The organism is Pelotomaculum terephthalicicum JT (genome assembly GCF_022410535.1).
In the GTDB taxonomy this organism is placed as follows: domain Bacteria; phylum Bacillota; class Desulfotomaculia; order Desulfotomaculales; family Pelotomaculaceae; genus Pelotomaculum_D; species Pelotomaculum_D terephthalicicum.
This window is the reverse complement of record NZ_JAKNBL010000046.1, coordinates 1-24006: the sequence shown is the minus strand read 5'-3', so window position 1 is coordinate 24006 and position 24006 is coordinate 1. Positions and strand designations below refer to the sequence as shown.

The 24006-nt window shown below is 47.0% G+C and carries 28 protein-coding genes; all 28 read left to right on the top strand.

Going from position 1 to position 24006, the window contains the following annotated elements:
- Positions 1 to 167 precede the first annotated feature (167 nt).
- The 28 genes from L9W92_RS16600 to L9W92_RS16460 all read left to right on the top strand — a co-directional run bounded on the left by L9W92_RS16600 (position 168) and on the right by L9W92_RS16460 (position 23079).
- Complete coding sequence (locus tag L9W92_RS16600) at positions 168 to 2009, top strand: GGDEF domain-containing protein (protein ID WP_240084859.1); 1842 nt, start codon at positions 168 to 170, stop codon at positions 2007 to 2009.
- On the top strand, positions 2009 to 3349 hold the full coding sequence (locus tag L9W92_RS16595) for a CpaE/TadZ family protein (RefSeq protein ID WP_240084860.1): 1341 nt from the start codon (positions 2009 to 2011) through the stop codon (positions 3347 to 3349). Before L9W92_RS16600 ends, L9W92_RS16595 begins: the two co-directional genes overlap by 1 nt.
- An 85-nt stretch (positions 3350 to 3434) precedes the next feature.
- Positions 3435 to 4346 (top strand): CpaE/TadZ family protein, encoded by a 912-nt coding sequence (locus tag L9W92_RS16590; protein WP_240084858.1) that lies wholly within the window; start codon positions 3435 to 3437, stop codon positions 4344 to 4346.
- 15 nt (positions 4347 to 4361) lie between these two features.
- Positions 4362 to 5006: an SAF domain-containing protein gene (locus tag L9W92_RS16585; protein ID WP_240084857.1), complete on the top strand. Its 645-nt coding sequence runs from the start codon at positions 4362 to 4364 to the stop codon at positions 5004 to 5006.
- The gene (locus L9W92_RS16580) at positions 5003 to 6235 is read left to right on the top strand and encodes a CpaE/TadZ family protein (RefSeq protein WP_240084856.1); all 1233 of its coding nucleotides are present in this window, start codon (positions 5003 to 5005) and stop codon (positions 6233 to 6235) included. The genes L9W92_RS16585 and L9W92_RS16580 overlap by 4 nt, the downstream gene beginning before the upstream one ends.
- A 1-nt stretch (position 6236) precedes the next feature.
- Complete coding sequence (locus L9W92_RS16575; RefSeq protein ID WP_240084855.1) at positions 6237 to 7526, top strand: TadA family conjugal transfer-associated ATPase; 1290 nt, start codon at positions 6237 to 6239, stop codon at positions 7524 to 7526.
- 38 nt (positions 7527 to 7564) lie between these two features.
- A complete protein-coding gene (locus L9W92_RS16570; protein ID WP_240084854.1) occupies positions 7565 to 8422 on the top strand; it encodes a type II secretion system F family protein in 858 nt (285 codons plus the stop codon).
- 1 nt (position 8423) lies between these two features.
- Positions 8424 to 9317 (top strand): type II secretion system F family protein, encoded by an 894-nt coding sequence (locus L9W92_RS16565; protein ID WP_240084853.1) that lies wholly within the window; start codon positions 8424 to 8426, stop codon positions 9315 to 9317.
- Positions 9298 to 9846, top strand: coding sequence for a Tad domain-containing protein (locus L9W92_RS16560; protein WP_240084852.1), 549 nt, complete (start codon positions 9298 to 9300; stop codon positions 9844 to 9846). Before L9W92_RS16565 ends, L9W92_RS16560 begins: the two co-directional genes overlap by 20 nt.
- 21 nt (positions 9847 to 9867) lie before the next feature.
- Positions 9868 to 10062, top strand: coding sequence for a Flp family type IVb pilin (locus L9W92_RS16555; protein WP_240084851.1), 195 nt, complete (start codon positions 9868 to 9870; stop codon positions 10060 to 10062).
- Positions 10062 to 10568, top strand: a complete 507-nt coding sequence (locus L9W92_RS16550; RefSeq protein WP_240084850.1) for a prepilin peptidase — start codon at positions 10062 to 10064, stop codon at positions 10566 to 10568. Before L9W92_RS16555 ends, L9W92_RS16550 begins: the two co-directional genes overlap by 1 nt.
- Positions 10568 to 11053, top strand: coding sequence for a TadE/TadG family type IV pilus assembly protein (locus L9W92_RS16545; RefSeq protein WP_240084849.1), 486 nt, complete (start codon positions 10568 to 10570; stop codon positions 11051 to 11053). Before L9W92_RS16550 ends, L9W92_RS16545 begins: the two co-directional genes overlap by 1 nt.
- A gap of 314 nt (positions 11054 to 11367) precedes the next feature.
- Positions 11368 to 11820 carry a hypothetical protein gene (locus L9W92_RS16540; RefSeq protein WP_240084848.1) on the top strand — a complete coding sequence of 151 codons (453 nt, stop codon included), beginning with the start codon at positions 11368 to 11370 and terminating at the stop codon, positions 11818 to 11820.
- Between the two features lie 145 nt (positions 11821 to 11965).
- Positions 11966 to 12205 carry an AbrB/MazE/SpoVT family DNA-binding domain-containing protein gene (locus tag L9W92_RS16535; RefSeq protein WP_240084847.1) on the top strand — a complete coding sequence of 80 codons (240 nt, stop codon included), beginning with the start codon at positions 11966 to 11968 and terminating at the stop codon, positions 12203 to 12205.
- Positions 12174 to 12611 (top strand): type II toxin-antitoxin system VapC family toxin, encoded by a 438-nt coding sequence (locus L9W92_RS16530; RefSeq protein WP_240084846.1) that lies wholly within the window; start codon positions 12174 to 12176, stop codon positions 12609 to 12611. The genes L9W92_RS16535 and L9W92_RS16530 overlap by 32 nt, the downstream gene beginning before the upstream one ends.
- A gap of 164 nt (positions 12612 to 12775) precedes the next feature.
- Positions 12776 to 13072 (top strand): type II toxin-antitoxin system prevent-host-death family antitoxin, encoded by a 297-nt coding sequence (locus L9W92_RS16525; RefSeq protein WP_240084845.1) that lies wholly within the window; start codon positions 12776 to 12778, stop codon positions 13070 to 13072.
- Positions 13069 to 13518, top strand: coding sequence for a type II toxin-antitoxin system VapC family toxin (locus tag L9W92_RS16520; protein WP_240084844.1), 450 nt, complete (start codon positions 13069 to 13071; stop codon positions 13516 to 13518). The genes L9W92_RS16525 and L9W92_RS16520 overlap by 4 nt, the downstream gene beginning before the upstream one ends.
- A 174-nt stretch (positions 13519 to 13692) precedes the next feature.
- Positions 13693 to 13992, top strand: coding sequence for an AbrB/MazE/SpoVT family DNA-binding domain-containing protein (locus L9W92_RS16515; RefSeq protein WP_240084843.1), 300 nt, complete (start codon positions 13693 to 13695; stop codon positions 13990 to 13992).
- Between the two features lie 245 nt (positions 13993 to 14237).
- Positions 14238 to 15224: a copper amine oxidase N-terminal domain-containing protein gene (locus L9W92_RS16505; RefSeq protein WP_240084841.1), complete on the top strand. Its 987-nt coding sequence runs from the start codon at positions 14238 to 14240 to the stop codon at positions 15222 to 15224.
- A gap of 20 nt (positions 15225 to 15244) precedes the next feature.
- A complete protein-coding gene (locus L9W92_RS16500) occupies positions 15245 to 15748 on the top strand; it encodes a hypothetical protein (RefSeq protein WP_240084840.1) in 504 nt (167 codons plus the stop codon).
- Between the two features lie 123 nt (positions 15749 to 15871).
- The gene (locus L9W92_RS16495; protein WP_240084839.1) at positions 15872 to 17374 is read left to right on the top strand and encodes a hypothetical protein; all 1503 of its coding nucleotides are present in this window, start codon (positions 15872 to 15874) and stop codon (positions 17372 to 17374) included.
- A 22-nt stretch (positions 17375 to 17396) separates the two neighbouring features.
- Positions 17397 to 19580, top strand: coding sequence for a hypothetical protein (locus L9W92_RS16490; protein WP_240084838.1), 2184 nt, complete (start codon positions 17397 to 17399; stop codon positions 19578 to 19580).
- 103 nt (positions 19581 to 19683) lie between these two features.
- Positions 19684 to 19929: a hypothetical protein gene (locus L9W92_RS16485; protein ID WP_240084837.1), complete on the top strand. Its 246-nt coding sequence runs from the start codon at positions 19684 to 19686 to the stop codon at positions 19927 to 19929.
- A 43-nt stretch (positions 19930 to 19972) separates the two neighbouring features.
- Entirely contained in the window at positions 19973 to 20851 is an 879-nt protein-coding gene (locus tag L9W92_RS16480; protein WP_240084836.1) for a DUF3991 and TOPRIM domain-containing protein, read from the top strand.
- Positions 20852 to 20910: 59 nt separating this feature from the next.
- Positions 20911 to 21750: a ParA family protein gene (locus tag L9W92_RS16475; RefSeq protein WP_240084835.1), complete on the top strand. Its 840-nt coding sequence runs from the start codon at positions 20911 to 20913 to the stop codon at positions 21748 to 21750.
- Complete coding sequence (locus tag L9W92_RS16470) at positions 21743 to 22048, top strand: hypothetical protein (protein ID WP_240084834.1); 306 nt, start codon at positions 21743 to 21745, stop codon at positions 22046 to 22048. Before L9W92_RS16475 ends, L9W92_RS16470 begins: the two co-directional genes overlap by 8 nt.
- A 300-nt stretch (positions 22049 to 22348) precedes the next feature.
- On the top strand, positions 22349 to 22603 hold the full coding sequence (locus L9W92_RS16465) for a DUF4258 domain-containing protein (protein WP_240084833.1): 255 nt from the start codon (positions 22349 to 22351) through the stop codon (positions 22601 to 22603).
- A gap of 47 nt (positions 22604 to 22650) precedes the next feature.
- Positions 22651 to 23079, top strand: coding sequence for a helix-turn-helix domain-containing protein (locus tag L9W92_RS16460; RefSeq protein WP_240084832.1), 429 nt, complete (start codon positions 22651 to 22653; stop codon positions 23077 to 23079).
- Positions 23080 to 24006 lie beyond the last annotated feature (927 nt).

Here is a 24006-nt window from a genome sequence, read left to right as displayed (position 1 = left end):
CATAAATTCAATTTAGCAGAAGGGCCATATCCAGTGTTCAACTTCTTCGGAACCGGTGTTCAGTTTCAAACGGGGACACTGTTTAATCTTAGCGGTCAAACTGTTCAGTTTTACCCGGTATACTCACGAAAGACAAGGAGGATCAAATCACAAACCTATTTGGAGACATGATTGTATACAGCAAATACGGGGTTTTTGAGTCATCCGAGCTTTTTAGTATTTTTGAAAAGGTTCTAAGAATACCTTTGAAAACTCTTATTCTTGATATCTCTGTCGGACAAAATCAGGATCTGATAAACGCGGTAAATATATACCGTATGCAAAGAGCTGCGACCAGGATCATTTTGCTCGCTGCGGGGTGTGTGCCTGGTGACAGCCTGGTTGCTTCTCTTGTTCGTCGCGGGGTATACGATATTATTGAAGACGAAAACTGGCCGGAACGGCTTAAGATTACTTTAGAACAATCGCCGGCTGGTTACCTGGAAGCGGCCATATGGGATGTCCTGGAAACAGAAAACGGGGAGAATGGGCCGAAAGAAAAAAGGGGTATTTTAAAACGTATAAAAACTGTTAAAGTAAAAAATCCGGATGTGGACGATACGGCGGCGGTGAACTCGGAACTGGGTTCAACCGTTGTTTTTTCTCCGGCGCCGCCTGATTTTGCCTCGTTGGATGAAAGTTTTGGCTGTGCTTATTACCAGAATGTTAAATTGCTATGTGAAGCTGATCCTCTTCCATCCGCAATTCTTATCAGTGCGGGTCGTCATGACTTGATTCAGATCATTAAGTTGTTGCGGCGGGAAGACAAGCTGTTGTCTATACCGGTTGTGGTTGTCGGCAAGTGTGACGCGGCAGCTTGTTGCGCTGCAGGCGCTGAAGATTGTGTGGAGAATTTGGACACAAAAACTATTGAACGAATCCGGGCTCGGGCGGGCAAATTGCGTGAGTTGTGGAGTAGAACTCTCAGGGACGACCTTACCGGGTTATACAAAAGGCAGTTCCTTGACAACTATCTTTCGGAACAGGTGCGGCGTTATAGTAAAACCAGGGTGCCGTTCAGTGTTATGATGGCTGATCTGGATTATTTCAAGCGGATTAACGACACTCATGGCCACCAGGCCGGGGATGCCGTTCTTAAACAGTTTGCTGCTTTTTTGCAGGCTGGGGTGCGCCAAACGGACATAGTGGCGCGGTACGGCGGAGAGGAGTTCTTGGTGGTTTTCCCGGGAGTTGAGGATGCATGGATAATAGCCAATAAATTATGCGGTGATTGGGCAGGTAAGGAGATCGTTCTTCCCGGAAGTAAAAAAATCAGAGTCACCTTCTCGGCGGGCCTGGCCGTAATGGGCAAAGACGCCCTTGACGCGGAGGGACTCGTTGAGGCTGCCGATAACGCACTTTACCGGGCGAAAAAATCTGGTAGAAACAGGGTGGTTGCGGCAGCACCGGCAACTGGAAACAATGCCAGGGTGGTTGTGGCACTCGGGGCCGAAGGCGCTTTCGTTGCCGCTAATTTAGCTGCATCGCTGACCTGGCAGGGCCGTACCGTCTGCCTCGTTGATGTTTCTCCCGAACTTGGCGCTGCTGAAATATTTAGTTCGGAACCACTAGAAGTTCAACATGTAAGAGGTAACCCGGTCGGGGCCTGGAAAAAAGGCGGCCGGCCGAAGGAACTGCCGGGGCTACTATTGATTGCCGGAACTCCGGATGATTTAGAAGACTTAACGGAAACCCTGCTGGCAGATTTTATAATCGTCCACGCGGGGAAGTCTCAACCCAAACTTTCAGGTAGCGAAGGCACGGTTATAGAAACCTGCCGTGAGGGTAACAATGTCATTTTAAAGGTAGGACCGGGCGAAAGTGAGGTGTATATAATTTCAGTCGGGCATTTGTCTAACGTACTGGAAAAGGCCCGCAAACGGCGTGTACCGATCATGCTTCTTTCCCCCGAAGTGGCCGACGCCTTTGCTAATCTATCGGCAAATATGTTTATTTGTGAAGGAGGTTGATGGAAATAAAAATTTACGCGTTAGGCAGAGATAAGTTTGTGCGCGAATGCCGGACGGCGCTGGGTGAAGTTTCCGTGGAAGGAGAGCCTGGTTCCGAGGATATTGTTCTTACTGAAACGTCAAATTTCCAAGATTTAAAGAATTATTTTCCCGCGAGGGTTTTTGTAATCAGACCTCCATCTTTGGAGGTCTGGCAGGCGGCCACAATGGCAGGTGTAACAGTTTTAAGCAATGTGGAAGCCGTGGTTCCAAAGATCTATTCGTACAGTGGATTACGTCCGCCGGAAAAGAACGGGTTCGGCATTACAAAGGTACGAGAGAAAATTATTGAGCCGGAACAGAAAAAACTACCTGTGCCGGTTAAGGAAAAATCACCCATACCTCAAGGACAGAGCAAGGTTGAACAGACCGCCGGCTTGTTACTCAATACCCCTCAAAACAGCAAGAAGGAAAAGAAAGTTGGCTTTTCCCCCTTCAAGAGACGGGGCATTCTTATATGTGTTTATTCATTAATCGGAGGAGTAGGGAAGACAACCATCTCTTTAAACCTGGCCGATTTGCTGAAATATTTTGGCGGAGATCCCTGCCTGGTCGACTTCGATTTCAATTCGGCGGGGGCAACCGTGTACTTCTGGCCCGACCCAATGCCGAGCCCACCAGAAACGATTCTTCTCTGGGAGGACTTTCCCATGGATAGAAGGGAGTCCCGGGAGACGGTTGAGGATTACCTTGCCAAAGTGCCTTTCGGATTTCACGTCCTTCCCGCACCGAAGGATATTATGCTGTCTTCCTTGGTCTCCGACGTACTGCCGGGTACTGTCCTTGACGTGTTGCTGGACCATTTCGATCACGTTATTGTTGACCTCGGCACCGACATGAGGCAGTTCGGGGCGAAAAAAGCGCTTTCAATGGCCGATACGGTACTGCTGGTAGCAAGGCCGGACGATGTTTCCGTATCAGGAGCAGTACGCTTTTTAGGGCACGTCGGCCCCGGAAAACTGATCCGTCCTGAAAGACTTAAGTTTTTGGTAAATCGCGACCGCCCCAGGGCTCCCAGGCGTCCTGCCGAGGTAGCTGATAAAGCTGGTTTGAATCTTGATTTTGTATTGCCGGAAGATGAACAATCACTGGCTGAAGCCGCTAAAAGGCACACTTTACCCGTAAACTTAAGGAAATCCCCACTAGGCGATGGAATCACTGTCCTTGCCGAAGGCATCATTCCCGATTTAAAAGTCAAACCTAAAAATACGGGTTTTTCCGGTATAATAAGCGGTTTTATTTCAAGACTTTTTAAAAAGAAAGGAGTTGTTCGATCTGAACATATTACTAACGCTAGATAACCCGTCGTTACTTGACTGGTTGGGCAAAAGGCTTTTAGGGCATGAGGTCATTCATGGCACTCTCAGTGATGCAAATAATTCGGACATGGTTGTTTGTGGACCCGGCACCGGCGACGATTTGGAAGAATACCTTGAAAAAGTTGAGGATTTAGTAAAAGAGACCGGAGCTACAATACCGGTTATCTTTGTTTTAAATGAAAATACGGATGAACTTAAAAGAAGATTGATGTCCTTCGGTTTGTCCGAAGAATGGATCTTAATGCCACAGCCTGGTCAAACGGTTCGCGCCTCAGAACTTTTAAAAGCCATAAAAAAGGCTGAGGAGGAGACAGAATCAGACCCTCCCGTATTCGAAGACAGCACTCCTAAGAATGAATTAGATGGTACTCAGGAAAAAAACAATCAGGTTATCTGCGTCAGTTCATCAAAAAGAGGTTGCGGCTGCGACACGATGGCAACGTCCCTGGCCGCTCACGCCGCTGAAGCAGGGCTCAAAGTAGCTTATATTGACTTAGGAGAGCCACCGTGTGCGAGTTTTCACTTTGGGGTTCCTGAGCCTGCGTTTGTCCAGGCACCCGCGGTTTACGAAACTAAGTGGGGCATCCTTGTCGTGCCGGGCGATGACGTTGAATCAATTTTCGAGGATGTTGTATCAAAGCACGACGTAACCATAGTGAGTTCGCCGAACCGTCTAATCCAACTTGAAGGCAGCAAGAGTGTGGTTGTTTTGGACCGTGACATTCAAATTGTAGAAATTACTTCCGCCCAGATTATGAATATGGACCCGCCAATAATTTTCGTCAACCGTTCGTCGGAGAACGGCAGGCCCGACGCCGCCTGCATATTTGGGCAGAAAGGCTATGAAGTGATCACTGCTGATACGGACACCAACGGCTGCATCAGGGCGCTTGCCGACTGCAAACCCGCGCTCACAAGGAGTCCCCAGGTGGCTCAGGCTGTCGGGAAACTGGCATCCGCATTAAGAATCTTAGGATGATTGGGAGGTTAAACGATGGTGAGTGGAACAAATTACAGCTTATTCAAGAATTACAAGTTAATCATCGGGCTTGCCGTGATATTCGGCCTGTTAGCTGTTTACTCCGTCCATTCCTATACCAGTAAAAAAGTTGGCTTAAGACCGGCGGTGCTGGTAAAAGAAGATATTGAGGCAGGCCGCCAAATAACCGAGGACGAGCTGGTTCTGGAGATGAAGCCGCAGGGCGGAATAAACAGCGATGTTTACAGTAATCCAAAGGATGCTGCCGGGCTGGTCGCCAAAGGATTTATCCCGAAAAACACGCCCTTGCGCGCCTCAATGATCGGCAGCGGCGTCAGTGGAAACCCTGTTGAAGATCTGGTCAGGTTCCCCGGCAGGGTGCTACTGGGATTTGACTACAAGGTTGACACTACGGCAGGCTATGTTGCCAAGGCTGGAGTGCTGGTCGACGTGGACAGTGTAAGGAAAAAAGAATCAGGCGGGCAGCAGAACTCCATAATCAGAGAAGCTCCCGTTCTGTATGTGTCCGGCCAGGGTAACAGCCAGGGTGGTAAACAGTCCGTGGTTATCGGTGTTCTTCCGGAAGAGAAGAAGAATTATCTGGACGCGCGCTCGGAAGGAGCCGATTTTATTGTGACAGTGAAAGGGGTGGCTAAGTGAAACTCGTACTCTACGGCATGGAAACTACCAACATAACAAACGCCGGCATGGAAGAGATCGTGGCCCAGTCACCCGCCCGGGTCCTTTCCGAGCTGGCCGGGGAGGGCGTGGCAGGCGGGCTGTTCGGGTACCGGGATGTTAAAGATCTTGAGCTGGCGGCAAACGCCGCCGACCTGTACCGCGACCTGTTAATCTTGCTGGTGGTGAGCCAGGATCATTATTCCCCCGGCCTTTACCGCCAGGCCATCGCCTCCGGGGTTGAGGTCGTAACGACATCAGAACTAGCTTCCCGCCTGTCCGCAATGAATACGGGTGTCAAGAAAGCCGAAAGAGTGGAAGGGGCGGAGATCGTCCGAACGTTGGAGGATATCGCCTCACGGGAGAGACACACGCTGTCGAAGTTGGTGGCAGCAGCTTACAGCCGTGACGGTGGGGTTGGGAAAAGCACCTTTGTAGCAACGGCAGGAGTTTATATGGCAAGAACAGCCGAAAATTTTTCTTCTGTATATAAAGTAGTGGTGGTTGACCTGGACCTTGAAAAGGAACAGGGCTCAATTGCGGAAATGCTCTGCGTTCCGGCCAGGACAACCGTTTCCGCCTGGGTGGATGTTGACCCCGACAGGCTCAAGTGGGAAGACGCCAGAAGCCTGCTGGTCAAGCATAAAAGCGGCCTGTGGATTTTGCCGGCCCCTCAGAACACGAGCGAGCTCTTGAACTTCACACCGGAGAAAGTTGAGCGTATTATCAAGGCGCTTTCCAGACATTTTGATGCCGTATTGATCGACCTTGGCTACGGCGTGGCCGATTCCCTGTTTGCAGTACTCCGGTATGTCCCGGACATTTTCTTCTTCATCACGCCGGACAAGGCCAAGGTTAAAAACGCCACATCCTTTTTCCGGGATACCGCGCCTTCCAATGATATTGAAGTAAGAAAGATCCGGCTTTTGCTGAACGAGTTCAACATTCCAGGCGCTCTTGTAAAAAAACACATCGAAGGGTTCCTGGGACAGAAATTTACAGACCAGTTCCCGGTAGATCCATCTGTATTAAAAGCCTTGAACGCTGCCGGCGGTGACGTTGCCGGGCCTGGTTCACCTTATTATGAAGCAGTCAGCCGGTATATAGCAAAAGTAATGGGGCCCGCGTGGCCGGTGATCGAAAAAGAAAGTCGTTCTTTTATTTCCCGGCTGTTTAGCACATTTGGGAGAAGAAGAAAAGAGGTGAGCTAAAATGCAGGATACACGTGATACACGTTACACAATGCTTAAAGGGGGCGGCAACATAAAGGTTGAATCCATTGACGAAGGTAAATTCAGCCAGATAGCCGAGGAGGTCAGGATAAAGGCTGTCAATCATATCCGTGATGAAAAGCCCGAAGCTTTTTCAGCTCCTGCACAGTCCCGCGATTATCTAAGAGCATCCGTCCGGAAGATAGCCCTGGAGTCCGGCGCGCCGGATATAAACAGGATCGTGGACGCGGTTTCAAACGACATTCTCGGTTTTGGCCCCTTGCAGAGACTGCTTGATGACAACGAAGTGAACGAACTGCGGTACTACAAGTACAATAACGGCGAGTACGAAAAAAATGGACGCCTGCACCGGATCGAGGACAGCAAGCTCCTTTTTTTATCTGAAGAACACATGCGCAGGACGGCGGTCAAGATAGCGCAGTCAGCTGGCCGCCGGCTGGATGAAAGTTCGCCCATAGTGGACGCAAGATTACCGGATGGTTCACGTGTCAGTGCGGTGTTAAAGGGTGTGTCACTGCACGGCAGTACATTAATGGTCAGGAGATTTCCCAAGTTTTTCTCCCTGGACGAGCTGGTGGCCATGGGCTATCTCAACGAAGAGGCAAAAGCGTTTCTAAAAATGGCGCTGAAAAACAAATGGAACATTGTGGTCTGCGGTCCGATGGGCAGCGGCAAGACAACTTGCGCCAACAGCTTTACGGGCGAGGTTGATACTGACGTCCTAACCATTGAAGATCCCATTGAGACCCGGCCATTAAACGACAGGGTAAGGCAGTTCGAGCCGATCCTCCCGAACATTGAGGACAAGGGGGGCGTTAAGCTGTCCTATATCGTGCAGACCGTGCTTTTACGGACAAGGCCGGGGCTCTTGCTATTTGGCGAGTGCCGGGATTTCAACACTTTTTTTGTTTTAACCGGGATGAATACCGGTACCCATTCCATTACAACAGTTCACTCAGTAAATTGTTACGACGCCGTGATGTATCGACTGCCAATTCTGGCCAGCATGAGCAGCGAGGGTCAGAGCATGGGGATGAATTACCTGCTGGGCCTGGTGGCCTCGTCCGTGGACGTTGCCGTATACTCGGGTCTGATCAAGCATGACGACGGCAGGATCGAGAGACGCGTATTGGAAATATCGGAAGTCGTGCCCAAGTGGGTAAACGATATGCTGCTCCCTGACGTAAGGGTGATATTTAAGGGGGCTAACCTAGTACAGGTTGCCGAACCCAAATTGTTGAAAAAAGGTGAAGGAGGTCGGGTGGCATAGTCTACTATTACGTTTTTGCCTTTCTCTCCGCCTTTTTCATGATTACCGGTGTTTATGCGGCGGTACGGCATAATCCCCTTGACTGCAGCATGAATACTTACACGGGTCTGGAGCAGGAGAGGATGTCCGTTCGCCTGCCGGCGCTATACGGATTCTGGGGGTGCGAGGAGGGCGTATTTGATCGGAAAGATGCATTTAACACGGGGATCTTGACGATTTTTGCCTGTGGTGCGTTGGGTTGGTTTGTGTCAGGCAGAATAATTTTCGGCATCCTGTCAGCGGTTGCAGGCTTTATATTAATTCCCCGTTTTTACGGGGCCTACCGGCAGGCGTTGTGGAAGCTGGCTGTGTTAAAAGCGCTTCCCGGGGGTACGTTTTCACTTCTTGTATCGCTGAGAAGCGGCATGTCCATTAAAAAGGCGCTGGAATCCGCCGCCGCCACTTCCAAACAGCCGGTTGCCGGTGAATTCTTGAATATGTCTCAAGAAATCGAATCAGGGATAAAAGAAGATGAGGCGGCGGAAAACTTCGGCAGGCGGCTTCTGGTCAGGGAGGGTAGAGTGCTTGGAAATGTCCTGGCTCGTTTTATCCGTTTGGGCGGGGGCACCGGCGCGCTCGAACTGCTGGAAGAAGTTCAGGGAATGCTCCGTGGCAGGGACATCGTGCGTGATGCCGTTAGGTCGGGGCTGGCAGATTTATTGGGTGACGCCACTATCGCCATGATCACAACCACAGGCTTCTTTTTGCTGGGCTTTCTCCTTATGCCGGATATTTATAAAAATGTTCTTTCTACTTCCACGGGGAAAATGGTTATCTACGGAGGTATGTTTCAGGCTGTGCTCGTGCAGGTATGGGTACGCTGGAAATGCCGGAAATTGGAAGGGGAGTTGAGCTGATTTGCTTTTTTACATTTCGGTATTTTTGTTTGTTGCTTTTTTATGTTTCGGTCTCTACTTGTATTTAGTCAGGAACCCTCTTGTGGAAGCGTTTGAGGGAGGCGGCGCGGCGGGTGAGGCGGTAGAGCGTAAGGGCATAGTGTCACAGGCCATTGACTTTTTGGGATTGTTTGTTTCGGTCATGCCCACAGCCTTAAAGAATTTAATCTCCCTGCCAAACCTGCCTGAAGTATTAAAAATCGCGGGCTGGAAAATTGGCAGCGAGGAATTCTTGGGGCTCAGGGTTCTTTCGTCCGTTGGTCTGGCGGCGTGCCTGGCTGTTCTTTTCGGCCGCGCCTGGTTATTGGGGGCCGTCATCGGCGCGCTTCTCGGATATGTCATCCCGGTAAGTATACTGGCTCAGAAAGTCAACAACATCGGTTTTAACCTTCAACGCGCGACCCCCTTGTTTTTAAAGTTGCTCGTTGTGGGCATCAAGGGCGGCCAGTCGGTGGAAGAGGCCTTAGTCTGGGCGGGAAAAATCGACGTTGACCTGTCTTTGGAAATAGCAAGGGTTATGATTGACGTTAAAGGAAGCATGACGCTTCAGGAGGCCATGGGGGAGCTCGCGCGGCGGGCGGAGATAATGGATGCCGGCGAGCTCGCCTCCGCCTGTGAAAACATCAGCCTGGCTCACCGGTACGGTGCCGGGGGTATTACCGTGGCCCTGGAAAACGTCTTGCGGGACATGGAAGCGCGGCGGGGCTATCTGGTTAACAGCAGGATTAAGAAGCTTGAAAATATTATTACGGTTCCGCTGGTCTTGTCGGCAATGCTGGCGGCTGTTACGTCCATGGCCGCGCCTTATTTCATAACGCTCTACGGGGGTGCGGGCAGTGTTTTCACGGGTCAGTAATCTAATCCGGGACGAAAGGGGTTTTTCCCAGATAACCTTTTCCGTGATGGCTATGTTTTTCTTGCTGCTTATCGCCGGGCTTGCGAGCGACATGGGAAGGCTCAGGCTCGTGCAGGGCAACCTGGTGGTTGCCTGCGATTCGAGTTCTTTGTCCGGAGCTATGACCGCGGATGCCATAAAGGAATCGACAGCGGCGCCGGAATACGACAGCAGCGGCAATGTTGTCGGGATACATGAGGACGTCCGGTGGCACGCACAGATCAATTCTTCAGAGAGGGCGGCAAACGCGGCCCTTTCTGCTTTCTCATTGAACAGTAGCGATTTAACAGCGGCAAGGGGAGTCTCATTTAATTCAACAAGTGACTGGAGGGGTGAAATGGTGGGAATTGACTCCTATAAGGTGTCGGCCAGGGCTAAGGTGAGAACGTTTTTTGCCGGTGCCGTTGGTTTAATTACAGGAAGCACGTCTTTTATTGATATGCCTGTCTCTGCAACGGGCACTGCCCGGGCGGTTGTTAAGACGGATTGAAAGTGAAAGGAGGTGATTGAAGTGATTAAGTTTCTAAAGAAGCTTTGGAACGACGAGGATGGCATCAAGGCCATTTCAGTTGAAACGGTCATGATGGCAGCCGGACTTGCGCTCCTGGCGTATGGTCTCTTTGGCACTCCTAATTTGTACGAAAAAATCCAAACTGCCTGGAACAATACGTCCTCCACTTTGACAAGCGCGAGTGAGGGATTTTAATGGGAGCTGAATGGACAGGAACTGTGGTTGCGGCCGCGCTTGCGGCCGCTGCTGCCAGGTCCGATATGGAGACGGGTAAAATCTATAACGCCCATGTGGTTCCCGGACTGCTTTTCGGTCTGCTGCTGGGGTACTTGCGGGGTGATTTGTATTATTGCTTTATATCTGCCTTGATGGCCGGTACAGGGCCTTTTATTTTTTGGTTGCTGGGCAAGGCGGGCGGCGGCGACTTCAAAATCGCTCTCGCCCTGGGGGCGCTGGTGGGTGCCCACGTTGGCATATTCGCATTTATTTTTGCATGGCTAATCGCCTTTGTGGTTTATATGGTCAAGCATCTGGCCGAGGGATCCGCCGGCCATTGGCTCAGTGAAAACTTTTATGTCATGTTATCGTTTTTCAATAAAACAGGATACAACAGGGATGCGGGTGAAGAGGTATGCTTTGGGGTATACCTCTTCTACGGCCTTTTCCTGGCCGAGATTTTCGTTAAGGTGGTGGGAAATTAATGGGTCTTTTTAAGAGGCTGTGGGAGGATGAAAGAGGGGTTGGCAAGGTAACAATATTTTGTATTGTATTTTCTTTCTTTATGCTCGGCATAATTAGCGGTTTATACTGGGGAGTTGTCGCACACGCTAAAGACGTTGCGTTGCAGGCCGCCAGGGAAGGCGGTAGAACCGCCGCCGTTTTCCATGACTATACCCTTGCTAACCAGTCAGCAATCAATGTGGTTCGAGCGCAGCTCCCTACTCCTTCAGGGACCGGTGGTGCAGCAGGAGAACCGCACCAGCCTTTTGACGCTCTAAATCCTAACCCGGTAACGCCGGATATCGTCTTTAATGAGGATGACACGTATGTATATGCCCAAGTATCTTATCACGTTTTCTGTCCCATACCTGGGTACCCCAGACTTTTTAAGAAAAGTGACTCTCCCTGGAGCAACTGGGCGACTGTGATGGGGCAGGCGGTGTTTCAGAAGGAGTATATACCATAAATATAGCGTTGGGTTGATATCTTAAAGGTTACTTTTCCAAGTCTTCTGTTTTTACTATGGATAGACGATACCACTCATGATACTCAGGTCGATACCACCGCTTTTTTAGCATAAACCGGGTCAAAGCCGATAACCAAATAGCTTAGAAAGAAAGCATCAATTGCAATATGCCAGGGTTTCTTTCTTATATCGGATACCATAAGAAATACGGTCTACTATTCTTGGCGTGAACAGGTGAGTGTCTAAAATTTTTGGGATTATGGATATAGCTTTATGTCATTCAGAGCAGGCGGTAAAGAGGGGGAATACAAACCGTGAATAAGTCTAAAATTTTATTAATGTTGTCGTGCTTCATCCTGGGAATCGGGGTGGGTATCGTCTCGTACTGGTATTTTGGGTTTAAAGCGCCTGCTGACAGGGCCAGGGCGGTAGCGAAGGCACAGCAGGAACAAATGAACAGGATGGTTCGTTCCGGTAGTTTAATAAACGTAACTAAGGATGAAATTCTTGTCAGGGTGGAAAACAGCGGAGACCCGGAGTTGGTTGGTAAAGATATTTTATTTAGAGTTAATCCGGATGCAACAATTCAACAAGGCTCTAAAATCCTCTTTCCGAATCCAAAAGGCGAAAAAGTTGACCTTGAAACGTACATTTCTCCAGGTAAGAAAGTTAAAGTCATGGCCAGAGATATTGACGGCGAGGACCGGACCAAAGTGGAAAGCGCGGTGGTGATTTGCTGGGAGGCACCAGAAACAGGAGTTAAATAATAGGCCGGGAAACCCCCCGGCCGCATAAACTGTGGAGCGAAGGGAGGGGTAGTTCATATGTAATTCTTGCTCAATTTATATCGTTTTTATAATTGACATTAATTGTGCTTACATATAAAATGTAAGTCAAAGGGGGTGTAAGGCAGTGCCGGTTATTACGGTGTCTTCTAAAGGACAAATAATAATCCCTTCAGAATTCAGGAAAAAGTTCAAAATTAAGCAGGGCGACAGGTTTGAACTGCAAGAACATGATGGGAAGCTACTTTTGGTTCCGTTGCAGGATAAACCATTTGTTAAGCTTTATGGAGTGTTAAAAGGTAAAACAAGCTTAACCGGGTCGCTGCAAAAAGAACATGCCTTGGAAATCGAAAAAGAGAGACGATAAAGTTTTTGTTTTGGATGCTTATGCCTTACTTGCTTTTTTGGAAGCTGAGGAGGGGGGAGATATTGTTAATGAATATTTTAAAGTTTCTGGAGCACTGTTTTACGTTAGTGCAATAAATATGGGCGAAGTATTTTATATCACTCTCCGAGAGCGAGGCATGGAAACTGCGGAGCTCGTTGAATCTGAATTAAATCAAGCTCACAACATTCGTGTGGTAGATGCAACCTGGGAACGGGCGAAATTGGCTGGAATATTTAAGTCTAGGGGTGGCATCTCCTTCGCAGATTGTTTTGCTGCTGCACTAGCCTTTGAGAAGGATGTACCACTTATTACTGGGGACAACGAGTTTAAAAAGGTTGATGATAAAGTAAAAATCATTTGGTTGATATCCCAAGAATCTTACTAGTAAAGCTTCCAGACCTATATAAATTAACCGGGTATTGTTATTGCCCGGTTTTCGTATTATAAAGGGGTGATGCTAAAATATCATAACTTGCTTGCATTGTTAAATATTGTATGGTATACTGTTTAATATAAATGCAAGCGGATGAAGGGGTGTTAATAGTGTATATGGCAAATGTGACGGAGGTCCGTCAGAATGCGAGCATGATTATATCTCGCGTGGTAGAAACCAGGGAGCCGGCAGTCATTTTACAGAGATCGAAACCAGTGGTTTACGTGGTTGAGGCGTCTGCCTATGAAGAGATGCTGAAAAAAGTTGAGGAAGCGGACAGGTTATTACGTGTTGAAGAAACCAAAAGCGCTCTCCAGGATCTTGCTAAATTGAGAAAAAAGATGGCCCAAAAAGGCAAACAGCCAGATTCAGTGCCCCTTATCAGAGATTTGCGGGAGGGTAAAACCAGATGAGCGGTTATATTTGTCTTGATAGCAGCGTTCTCGTCAAGTTGCTCACATGGGAAGATGGGAGTGATGCGGCGGCAGAGTTGATGGAAAATATTGCAGCAAACGAGTTATATGTAGTTTTACCTTCATTTGCGTGGGCTGAAATAGGAAGTGTTCTACGGCAAAAGGCCTTGAGAAAAGAAATCACGGTCGAAGAAGCGGAAGAATCCTGGCGAATATTCAGGCGGCTGAGAAACATTACCTATATGGACGGCGAAGAAATGATTGACGCAGCTTGGCGCATAAGTACAGAGGAAAAGCTTTCAACGCTTTATGATGCATCGTATTTAGCTGCAGCTGAAATAACCGCGAAAGAAACGAAGAGCATTTGTGAGTTCTGGACTGCAGACAAAAGGCTGGTAAATTCACTAAGCGAAAAAAAACAGTTTGTAAAACTGCTGGAAAGTTAACATGCTAGTTAATTACAGGTGGCGATAAAAAGAAATATAGCGGGCTAAAGCTCGCTGAAGTCGCCTTCCAGTTTTAAAGACTAAGGTTTCTATCATAGTACAGCATTGCTTGAAAGTATTATCCAGATCAGTTATACTGTTATTACAGTATTGCTGATGTAGGAGGTTTTATTTATGCCTGAAAATATTCAACAGGTTCAAAAAAGAATGCTGGTTAGCTTAGCCAAGATTGGAAAAACACTTAACATCAGGGAGGGCGATCATGTTACGTTGGAGATACGGGATGGTGGTATTTTTATTAAGCCTGTTTCGTGGCATGACAAAAGCCAGGAGTACTTTTGGTCTGACAAATGGCAGCAAAAGATGAAACGAAGCTCGGAAGCTATTAAAGAGGGAAAGGTAAAAACATTCGATAATACGGATGCCCTCTTGAAAGAACTGGGTGAAAAAGATGCCGACAATCATTCTAACTGAGCCATTCGAGAAGGACTTTTGGCAACTATCCCAAAATGAACAGAAACAATCAAGAAAAACACTACGTTTTCTGGCAGATAATCCTAAACATTCTTCGCTGCATGTACATCGGATTAAAGGAACTCCTTTCTGGGAGGCTTATGTCAACATGGATATACGGATTATTTTTGAGCAAAACAGTGATACCCTTGTTCTTCATGCTATAGGGCATCACGATATTTTGAGGAAAAGGAGTTGATCTTCACGTGAAAAGGTTTTTTACGCTTATAGTATTCCTGGCCATGACCGTCATTTTTGTACCTTGGCTGCATCCGAAGGCTGAAGCTGCAGAGATGGTTAAAGTAGCTAAATTCTGGATTGGGCAAAGCTATTACGTCAGCAACGACCAGAAGGTTGACATGGATGTGTCGCCTTACGTTAACAGCGAAGACCGTACCCTGGTACCGCTGCGGTTTCTTGCCTATGCCCTGGGCGTGACGGAGAGCGGGGTTAAATGGGACGATAAGTCTCAAACCGCAACCATTTCGGGGAATGGAACTAATTTGGTTTTCACTATTGGGAGCAGCAATTATACCGTGAATGGCGGTAAGAAAACGATGGACACCACCCCGGTAATCAACGATGACCGCACCATGTTACCGGCCAGGTACGTTGCCGAGGCGTTGGGATATGATGTACTTTGGAACGACGAGTACGAGACGGTTACGGTAGTGCAGCACGGCAGGGAGACGGTTCCTTTTGCTGGTGGAACTATAACGGTGCCTGAAGAAGTAAGAGTTGTCGAGAGTGTCATGGGAATTACTTTGAATATACAGGGTACCGTGGTGCCGACGTGGTACTTTGAGCCCAATTATGATAAACTTCAGTGGAGTACGATTGCTAGTGGTGGTACAGTAAGTGATGATTATGTTTTTGATCTCGATATTGGAGTCTATCCTGGAATAATTCAGAAATATGGTCTTGCTGATGTTGAACTTGCCAGATTTAGGCCTATTATAGCTGTTTATTTTCCTGATAATGTTGATGAAATCTATGGAGAAGTAGTTAGGTCTTACTGGATAGTTAAAGATAAGTGGGCAAATCTAGGAAAAGTCGATACATCTGCGGAACCTTATGGTGGAAGATATTTATATGAGCGTGAAATAAGTAATTGGAATAATCCACCTTATCTCAAGCTTAAATGTTCTTCGGATGGTAATGGTTTTATATCTTTGGATATAAGAACTAGATAAAAAATAATAGGGGTGAAAACATGAAATTCTCTTTAAAAACAGCTTTGGCTGTTTTTATTTTATTATTGGCGGTTGTTACAACAGTATTGTTAATAAAGTTGGCACACCCAGTTAGTGACATTAAATATCTTAGCAAGGTGACGGGAAAAGAATTGCAACCTTCGGGAAACTCGTTAACTACCTATGGGGAATATGGCTTTCTATATTATTGCGAAGAGTTGAAGGATAAGCCGGATCAAAAAGAGATTAATGTTTACCTTTATACGGATAGGGATCAAAACGAAGGTTTACAAAAGACAGAAAAAATCGTTAAAAGGTTTTTTCCTCATGATGCTGATGAGATAATGGCCGGTGTGATGAAAGGTATTGAGCTTGCCAAAGAAAGTAAATTTATTAATGGTTATCCCCTGTTTAAAATAGATAATTCCGAAAATGGTTCTTCAGTAAAAATCGTCGATTGGAGGAATGAAACTGGAGGGGTTAATACTTGTATTAGTATCTATATACCGAAAGGTGGTGTTTAATAAATGTTTAAAAATAAATTCATTTCATTTTTCTTGGTACCTGTATTGTTAAGTTTTTTGTTAATACCATTATTTGCTGAAGCGGAATATGCTCCATCAATCGTATTATATGGCGAAGAGTTAATGCTAAACCCAGATTATGCGGCCATAGGTGTATATGGTGATCCATTAATTGTGAAGAGATTTGGAGAAATGTATGGTGAATTGCCAGAACCACAGGAGCAAAAATGGAGTGATGTAACAGGCCAGTTGGAGTGGCGTTACCTGGGTTATGTAAAGCCATATGTAGATGATGATGCAGAACCATTCCCAAACTTTGATTTTCCGCCAGATGCGGGAGGAGACCCGGCAAATCGCCCTTATAGGAATTTTATCCAAAACCCCTGGTTTGTGAAACATCCAAATACAGGCTGTAACCTTTGCGCGCGTAATGATCCTAGTTATGTTGAACAAATCAAAAAAATATGGGACCCGTTAATTAAAAACCAGCTTTTAGCATACAACTTGCCTGATTTTATGGCCGATGTAAGCGCGATAGATGTTTACTGGAAGGTGCAATCCTACCCTCTCCCCGGAGAATTATATGGTTCTCTCTGTGAGTGGCACTGGGTTAACGGTTATCCATGGTACGAGTCTTATCGCTTGATATTGCGTGTTTACCCTGATTATGCCGTCACTAATCTCCAGTTGTCTTCAGACAGTTTTGTGGCGGGTAATTCTTATTACGCCGCCGCCAAGGTGGCTCAAATTGACCCGAATTATTCGATGTCGGAAAGCGTGAAGCTAACCGCCACTTTAAATGGTGTGCAAATTTATTCAAAAGATATCGGCTTATCAAACAGTGACGGTGAAAAGTCGTACAATATACCTTTTGTCCACCCCGGAGGGCCGGTGAATATTGTTGTCAAAATCAACGGCGGTAATGTGGCCGGTGACGAAAATCACGCCATAGCAGAGCAGGGACGCTATGATAATAACCAAATGGAAGTCAAAGGAGGATCGGGAACAGTCATAATAATAAATCCTGATCCTGAGCCCGAGCCGGAGGAAGAAGAGACTGCTAACCTGTCCGTGGCGAACTTGCAATTGCTCAACAGCAACGGGCAGCCTGTTACCGGGACGGTTGTGGTAAACAAGCAGTACCAGGTTAAGGCTACTTTTAAGTCCACTTTTGATGTGGGCGGCAACGCCAAGGTGAGGTTTTACGTTAAGGATAACCATTACGGAACCATGAGTGTTAATAAAGAAGAAACCGTGTACTTCTCGCCTGGAGGCACAGTCACAAAAACCTGGGACTGGAGTGGCACTACCAGCGAAGTAACGCTTATTGCCACGGTGGCATACAGGTGGTGGGATCAGCAAAGCAAGTATGTTGAGGAACCTTTTGTGAGTATGACGGAAACAACATACGAGGATAATGAAAAGGAAATGGGTGTCGCCGGTACGGCCCTGCCCAGCGGACCTACTACGGCGATTAGCTGGCAGTACCCACTTTATTACCATCCATATGTAAATATGGTTGTTCCGATATACGAAGAGTATACCGTACCGGTATACGGTTATAAGGAGGTTCCGTTCACAAAAGACACCTCCGACGGTAAAATACGTGTTTACCTCGTAGAATGAGAGAGAAAGGAGTTAAATTATAGTGCGTAAATGTAAAATCTTAATCATCTTGTCCTTAATGTGCCTGTTGCTTTTGAACTGCCCGTTTTCTGCGGCGGAAACCAAGGATAAGAAATGGCACGATATTATCACATCGGTTGACGAAAGTGGCAATACTGTGACCAGTAGCGTTTTCGGGTACTTTGTTCTAAACGGCGGGGCGCTTGTTGCCTGTGACCCGGCAACCGGTGAGGAAACGGGCAAAGCTTACGTGCCTGGCGTAAAAATAGGTGACAAGTCGGTAAAAATAACTGTTGGCTATGAAAGAAAAGAAGGCGAAGACTGGAGCCAGGTAAAAAGGATAGATCCGGTAAATGTCAGGCTGCTCGCGCCGAACATAGTGAACAACTTGTCGTATTCGGATTACAGTATAGAACAGTATTACGAAACGGGAAACCTTTACGATACCGCCAGCGGCCCTGTCACCTGGCCTGGGCCGACACAAGGTTTTCTCGTGCCCGGGGATGATCCTGATTACTGGCTGATTGTGGCGGAGGTTTCCAATCCCAACCCGTGGCCGGTTAAAATTAATCTGGCGGTGAAACTTGGCCAGTGGCAAAAATATCTATCTTCTAGCTTGGGTGCAACGAGTATTGACATGAGCCAGGAGGTATCCCTGGGAGCGAATGAAACTAAATATGCTGTCATTAACCGCGGCTCAAACAAGGACAAGGGCTACCTGTACTTGGCTTACGATTCGGATTGGAACGGGTATAAAAGATACTGGTCAAGGGCGACACAATTCCGCACGTTTGTCACGGAGAACCTTGATCCTGAGCTTCCTGCGGAGTTAGGCCCCAATAAAGGCTTTATATCGTTTAGCGATTATGGCGGGTTGACTTCTGTTCCCGACGATTTGTCCGGCGGTATAAATTTTATGTATTCTGTTCGCTGTGAAGACTATAAGCGTAAGTGGTATTTTAAAGGAAAAGTCAATTATACGGAAAACGGGTGGGTTGCGGTTCCCGGGGATGACAGTGAGAATCCTGATTTAGCCAAGCAGAAGGTTGAGGCGTTCTTCAACAGCCGGTCATTTGATCAGCTCCCTTATATCAATGATAGTTTAGAAACAATTGATAATATAAAATTTTATGGATGTGCGCCAAGTAAGGTCAGTCTTAACGAGGGGCCGGATCAAAGGGTTTCCCAGGCAAGCGGGCCTGCGCTTGCGGATTATACTTCAATTGATGACGGTGAAGATCTCGGGTGGGGTGACGGGCAATATAAAACCGTGAATAATGAAGGGCGACAAATTCCCGTCTTGACCTCGCGCCCGATATTTTATGAGTTTTACCGGTTCAAACCTACGGATTCAGCGAATGTTGGGGTGTTGACAAAGGAATACATTCCCGGTTTTTTGATTGAGAATTCAAGCATAAACAGACCTTATATTACGATTGATGACACTTATCAAAGCTATAACGTGGTTTCAGCCGATTCGAACTGGAAAATCAGCATCAAGCACCATGTAAAAATCACGGCGTCAAACCCGGATGATAGTGTGGCAGTGGGCTTTACTAAAGCGTATTTGGCCCTGCCTAATGTTTTTAATGCGGTCAATTGTTTATCTGCTAATCTTTATTATATTACAGATGAAACTCCGGTTATTAACAGTCCCAATTATGATAGTGTTAATTATTCACCTGTCTTTTTATATTTTGACGACATTAGTATATCGCCGTGTCAATCGGTCTTGTTGTATGATTCCGATGTGACAACTGAAATACTGGTTAAAGCCAAAGGCATTCGTTTAAGCGATTTGGAATATGCGATTACTGGCAATATCCGTGATCGTGAAAAGGTTTTATCTTTTTTTACATGGTCCGGTGACGCTGCTTTTGTTCAGAGCGGTAATAGTTATATTTCATTATCGCCTATGTCTACAACCGAGCAAGTTCTTTCTTTCAACACTGGGCAGATCCGTTATCGCAAAAATGGAGATTATTATTACAAAGATGTGAGTGTGATAGACCGGGATTGCAATCCCTGGATTTCTACGGTTTCTTATTTCAGCGACGGTTTAAGCGTTCGCCCCCTGGACGGTGCCTATACCAGCGTGCTGTCGGCAAAAAAACTGAAGGCGCGCGTGTATGAGGGGGACAATTTTTGGCCAATCATGCAATATGGTTCGTCCCGTTGGACAGTTAAAAAATGGCCTGATTATTAACTAGCTCTTAAGGCGCTAGTTGCCCGTCAAAAGACGGGTTTTTCTTTTTATAAACCTTCTTAAAACGGGTTCTCGTAAAAAATATAAAAGGATGTGTCTAGCTATGTGTTTTGAGAAAAATGAAGGAATTGAGCTGTGCGAGGTTAGGTTAGTGGGTGCTAGTAAATCTGATTTAAAAAAGATTGAAGATCATATGAAAGAAGTCAGTACGTACGTTCTGAGAAAAGAGGAATATTTTTACCTAATATCCTCGAAAGCGGCGCGTTTCGTGGAAGAAAAAGCAAGTGAGGTATGCGGGGTGTTTGTCGGGCCGGCTAGGATCTATCCGGATCCTGAGTTGAATGAGTGAGATATTTTCACGTTCTTTTTTAAAATGTCGGGAGGTGGGCGATATGGTTTTTTCCAGGGAAATGATTCTTAAAGCAAGGCGTGCTGATCTGTTGGAATACCTTCGGTCAAGAGGATATGAGTTAAAAAAGGAGGGAAAAAACTGGCGTGCGCCGGGGTACGGGGGGTTGGTTATAAGGGGTAATAGATTTTATCATTTTAGTGGTGAGATAGGCGGCAATGCACTGGACTTTTGCATAAAATTTCTCCGGCTCCCTTTCTGGCAGGCAGTATTAGAACTGAACGGGTCGCCTGCGGCTGCGATAGAAAGGCCGGTGCCCCGGGCGGAGAAAAAGTTAAAAAAAGTGCTGGAGATGCCGGCGCGGTTCCGAAACGAACACAGGGTTATTGCCTACTTGACGAAAACCCGTTGTTTGCCGGCCGGTATGGTTGTGGATTTAATCCGGATAGGATTACTATACCAGGACGATAAAGGTAATTGTGTTTTTGTCTGTAGAGACGAGGCCGGCCGGGCAAGGGGCGCAATTCTCGCGGGAACGGTATCTAACGTGCGGTGGAAAGGGGTTGCTCCCGGCAGCGATACTGGTTATGGATGGTGGTGGCCGGCTGATTGTGATAACGCTGATACTGTTATTCCCGTGGAGTCGCCCATCGACGCGGTAAGCTTTGTTGTCTTATACCCGGAAATGAGGGAAAGTCATATTTTAGCCCTTGGAGGCCTTCACACGGAGGCGCTGGAGGGCTTTCTCAAAAGGGTAAAAATTGGGCGGGTGGTTCTCGCCCTAGACAGTGACATTTGGGGCAGGAAAGCCGCGCTGGAGTGGGGAGGATTGCTATCTGCCCGGGGATATGAAGTTCGGGAGGAGGTTGTCCCGGAAGATGCAAAAGATTGGAACAATCTGCTTAGAATGAACCAGTCGTGAGCGTCGCATTACTTAATTTTTCGGTAATTATTATTCTTCATGAAAGGCGGTTATTTATTATGATCGTTATTGCCATTGTCAATAGTAAGGGCGGTGTGGGAAAGTCCACCATAAGCGTTCATCTTGGCCATGCCCTGGCCCTGGCCGGTAAGAGGACTTTAATTGTGGACATGGATATTCAGGAAAATATCAGGATCTGGTTTGATGCGGGGCAAAAAGAGATAACTCTCTTTGAAATATTAGTTGAAGGTAAGAAAGCGAGCGAGGCCATTACAAATGTCAGAGAGAATCTAGACATAATTCCCTCCGGAGGAGACAATCTTGGTGCCGTACCATATCTCTTAAACCTTGGGATCCAGTTCTCAGGTTTATCAGGGAATGACCGTGCAGCATTAAAAAAGATTCTACAAAAGATAGATATGCAGTGGATTTTTGATTTAAAAAATGTTACTCCTGAAATTCTTAAGAAGTCGTTGTACCCTCTTAAAAATACATATGATTTTATCTTAATTGATTGTTCGCCTTCGAGAACATTGCTTCACACCATTGCGGCGGTAGCTTCGGATCATGTCATGGTGCCCGTCAGCATGGAATGGCTCAGTGTGGTGGGTAGTGCCCAGGTCGGTTCCGCCATATCCGAGGTCAGGGAAAAGTACGGGCTTTCAACTGATATATCCTTTGTGGTGCCGACCTTTGTTGACAGACGAAGAAGCCGTGTATGCCAGGAAGTGAATGAGGATCTTGCCAAGATGTACGGGGACAAGGTTACTAGCCCGATACGCGTTAACGGGAAGCTCTCGGAGGCTCCGAGTTGGGGAAAAACGGTCTTTGATCTGGCTGACCGGCGTGGGATGGAAGACTTTAAGGCGCTGGCGAAAAGAGTGATCCAGAATGGCTAACAAAAGGGCGGCCATGGATGCATTAATGCCCGGTATCGGGAGAGGCAATCTCGGTAATTCTTCGGGAATTATTACCGATTCCTTACCGAATAATTCAGCAATAATTACTGATTCCGCCAGTTCCACAAGACAGCACAGAAACAGGCCGCTGCAGGAAAAAGCCGTCCGGAAAACCTATAGTTTCTATCCCAGTACCATCAGAGGGTTAGAAGAATACGCGGATGATAACCGCATGACTTACAGTCAGGTAATCAACCTGGCTTTGAGGCAGTTAATCCCCAGGTCATATTTTGAATGAGTTTTTTCCCGGCCCCGTGGCTTTTGGTTTTGTCTGTTCTAGAATATTGGCTCTCCTCTGTCTTTCTTATTCTACCCCAGGAGTCAGGCCGGAACCGTCAAGGGTAAAGGCCGTGAGCATATCCTCCTGGGCTTTTCTTTAGGGCGGGAACCAGTCCGGTATCCCTCCCGGCCCGGCCAAAAAAACGGCCGCCCTTGACGAACCCGGCCTGCCCGGGGGCCTTCCGAAAAAACAGAGGAGAAAAAAGTAAATGAATTCATTGACTTTTTGTCTCTTCTGTTATAAAATGGAGGTGATAAAATGAAAGATGAAATACTTGCTGAAATCGCCAGGATTACAAAAGAAAAAGGCTTCCGGTTGACATTCCACGCACAAGAGCAAATGACGGCCCGTAAGCTGGAACTATGGCAGGTAAAAGATATTTTGCTCAACCCGCGCCGGTTGATTCGGGTGGACCAAAAGGAACACACGATTTACAAGATCCAGGGCGGTAGATATAACCGCAAGCTGGCGGTTGTGATTAAGGACAATGTAATAGTGATTACAGTGATGTAACCACGGCCCCCTTTTAGTCTTATATACCACAAGGGAGGGAAGCTATTATGTCATGTTATAAGTGCGACGCGGAAGTTGTTAATAAAACTATTGATTGGGTTAGCTATATTAACGGCATTAAAGTAGTAACGCCGGATATACCCGTTGAAGAGTGTCCAAACTGCGGAGAAATAACTATTGATTCGAAGGATTCTGAAACTATTTGTCAGAATAACAAGGGATTCTATGACAAGGAGTTTAGTTTGGATATTCATTTGAAAGAAATTCGAGAGAAACTTGGTCTAACCCAGGAAGAAGTTGCTAAGAGAATGGGTTGGACGAAGCAGCGGTATAATGCTGTCGAGAAAAATAAAAGTGTGCCGAGTGTTCTTCTGGCTTTGAAACTGGCTAACGCTCTTGAGTGTGATGTTAATGAGATATACAAACTTAAGGTTGTTTCTAAAAGGCACAAGAAAATATTGCTTGAGTGTCAATGAGCCCGGGGAGCTGAACCCCGGGTTTTATTATTTTTTAGATAGGGTAACCGGTGGCACCGGTCTGGTATGAGGATAGTCTTAGCGGCTGCCAGGCCGGAACCACCGGCATTGAATCAATTTTTTAGGGTTGGGCAGACAACCGCCGATGGTGCCTGATGCTGGTTTTTCCGGTCAACCATCGGCGGCAGACTGCCCTGCTCCAGGGTCTAAGACAACAGGGGAACGGCGCCGCCGCTGTTTATTGGGGACAGACACAGCCGCAGCGCCGATGTAAAGGGGGCACACTCCAGCTTTAATCTGTGATTGAAATTTGGAGTCGGGCCGGAGAGTGCCCTTTTAGATTTTAGCATTTCTCTGGGGTATAGTATTTGCATTCCTTTGGGGTCAACAAGGAAGCTCCGCTCGCGCGGAGCTTTTTTAACCGCTAACCGATTTTATTTCAGCTGTGTATTGTATAAATATAATCCTTTTAACACCGCCTTTTTATTATGCTTTAACAATACCAGCGCTGACGGCGGTCTTGTAATATATCCGGGTTTTTAAATATCTAAAGTTTAAATACCTTCGATTTCGGGCGCTAATTCCCGCCACCCACTTTCGCTGCCGAGCCCGCTTATTGGGGATTTCATTTGTGGTCATTGCGGTCTCGGCTTAACGCTCATGGCCAGCCTCAGAAGTAATTCTCCGGGGTCTTTGCCGGCCACCGTGGATACCCGGCGGAGCGCATTTGGTAGCTGGATTTGGGGTTAAAGATTGAAAAAGGAACGGTGCGGCCGCTTTTTTAGGGTATTCCTTACAGGATGGACCGTATTTTATGTCTGAATGAATCAGTTGGTTGCGGTAGCGGTGCTGAAATCTTCTGGCCGCTACGCCATTGTCGGCGTACATCCGCATTTGCCGGTTGCTGTAGCCCCGCTCGGCAAGTTT